A 2,434-nucleotide genomic window follows, 5' to 3' on the forward strand; every position below is an offset into this window, starting at 1 on the left:
TGGCCGACCACCTCGCCGCCGCGGGTGGCCACATCGTGGGCGCCGATGGCCAGCTGGTTGGCCTGGCGGGCGTGGTCGGCGTTCTGCTTGACGGTGGAGGTCAGCTCCTCCATCGAGGCGGCGGTTTCCTCCAGGTTCGCGGCCTGCTGCTCGGTGCGGCGCGACAGGTCGCTGTTGCCGGCGGCGATCTCGGTGGAGGCGATGCTGATCGCGCCGGAGGCCTCCTGGATGCGGTGCACGATCGCGGTCAGCTGGTCGACGGTGGCGTTGGCGTCGTCGCGCATGCGCGCGAACACGCCGTGGAACTCGCCTTCCATGCGCGCGGTCAGGTCGCCCTGGGCCAGGGCGGTCAGCACCGCGGACAGGCGGCTGGCGGTGTGGGCGAAGTTGTCCAGCAGGCCGTTGAGGCTGCGCGACAGCGACAGGGTGAACCCATGCTTGTCGTCCAGGCGCAGGCGCCCGGACAGGTTGCCGGCGACGGCGTCTTCGACCACGCGCGACAGTTCCTCCTCGGTCCGGACCTCCTCGGTGCGGTCCAGCCACTCGACCACGTACCCGATCACCTGGCCGGCCGCGTCCTTCACCGGGTTCACCGTCAGTCGCATGACGTGGCCGCCGACCTGGATCTGCGTCCGGTGGGTGCCTTCGAGCGCCGACAGGATGCGGGACTGGTGGGCAGGATTGCGGTGGAAGCTGTCGATGCTGCCGCCGATCAGGTTGGCCACTTCGAAGTGCGGCAGCTCGCGGCGGATATCGGCTTCGGCCCGGCCCAGGGTTTCCAGCAACGACGGGTTGGCGTAGACGATCGTGCGGTCGGCGTCGGCGATCATCACGTTGGTGGTCACGCAATCCAGCGCGGCGCGGATGCGCAGGGCCTCGCGGTCGGCCTCGCGCCCGTGCTCCAGGTGCCGCGCCAGCCGGGCGTCCAGTGCCAGCAAGGCTCCGGCCAGCGAGCCGGGCGTCACCGCCATGGCCGCGGCGTCCGCGGGCAGCGGCTGTCCGGCGGCCAGTCCGCGGGCCAGCTGCGCCAGCCGGGGTGGTTCGCCGCCCAGCTCGAGCAGTTCGCGGCGCAGCTGCGCTGCCATCGCCGCCAGCAGGGCGGCCGCAATGGCCATGCAGGCCAGCTGCAGCATGACCGTGCCGCCGGCCATGCCCTGCAGACCGGGCCCGACGAGGGCGTAGCCGGCGATCGCCGCTGCGGCCACCGCCAGCGGCAGCCAGTCGCGGTAGTACAGCAATGCCGCGACCAGCACGATCGCGCCGATGCGCAGGTCGGCCGCATCGCCGGCCTGGTGGGCCAGGGTTGCCACCAGCACCATCAGGGCCAGCGCGACCACGGCGCGGCTGGTCCGGGTGCCGCGGGCCAGTCGTCCAAGTACCACCGTCACCGCGGCCGCGGGCAGGGCCGCCAGCAAGGCCGGGCTCCATTCGCCCCGCCATGCGGCCACGCCCAGCGAGGCGGTGGCCAGGATGCAGGCCAGCGCCAGGAATGGCCGGTCCGCTGCCGCGTCCCGTTCCTGCAGGAAGTCGTGAGGTTGGCGACCCGTCAGCCTGGCCGCGGACGTTGCATGGTTCATCGGGGGGTCCTCATGGGATGGAGGCGGGAGCTGGCCTGGCCGGCAGAAGGCATGGCAATGGCCGCGCCGGGCAGGCGTGGCCGTGGCAGGCGGGCGGCGCCACGGCTCCGGTCGCCGGCGCAGCGCGGGCGGGCGGTGGTATCGGCGGGAAAAGGATGGCAAACGACGTCCGCGGTGCCGGCAGGCAGGCGGATCAGGGCAATGCGGAAATGGGGTGGCCGCGCCCCCGGTCGTCCGGGCGTCGGCACACGTACCGGCCCTGGCCCGCGGTTGCAGGCAGGTGGGGACGGTCGCCAGGGCGGCGAATCCTGTAGCCAGCGGCACGCGGCCGCGCGCGACGGTCATCCCGGCGCGCGGGCAGGAGCGCGAATCGAACACGATCACGACAGGCTCCCATGAGCCAGCACTTCAACTGCACGTACCCCTCCCAGGGTCGTATCGGGTTGATCGGCCGCAATTTGCGGGTATTTAGGTGGTTTGAGTGGTTTTAATCGCTATTGCGATCGTCCGCACTCTTTGCCGCATGGCGCGCTCAGAATTCGGCCCAGTCCGACTCCTGGTCCAGCGCGGCATTGCCTTCGGCGCGCGCCACCGGCCTGTGCCCGCGCACCGGCGCGGGCAGCGGGGTCGTGACTGCGGTCGGGCGGAACACCGGGGCGGGCAGGGGACCTGCGGCGCCGTCCTCCAGGCGGAACGCGGCGATCGCCTGGACCAGGCCGACTGCCTGTTCTTCCATGGCGCGCGCGGCGGCGGAGGCTTCCTCGACCAGGGCGGCGTTCTGCTGGGTGGTCTCGTCGATCTGCGCGATGGTGCGGCTGGCCTGGGCCACGCTGTCGGCCTGTTCCTGCGAGGCCGAG

Annotated in this window: 1 protein-coding gene and 1 pseudogene; both read right to left on the bottom strand. The window is 72.2% G+C overall.

All coding sequences use genetic code 11. The features are described 5' to 3' along the window. Positions 1-1,577: methyl-accepting chemotaxis protein (locus EIM47_RS16135; protein WP_164514632.1), on the bottom strand; the 1,577-nt coding region annotated here is incomplete at its 3' end. A 532-nt stretch (positions 1,578-2,109) separates the two neighbouring features. Continuing rightward, positions 2,110-2,434 (bottom strand): annotated as a pseudogene (locus tag EIM47_RS16055) (hypothetical protein); the annotation flags it as partial.

Source organism: Pseudoxanthomonas sp. SGT-18 (assembly GCF_003931645.1).
Lineage (GTDB): Bacteria > Pseudomonadota > Gammaproteobacteria > Xanthomonadales > Xanthomonadaceae > Pseudoxanthomonas.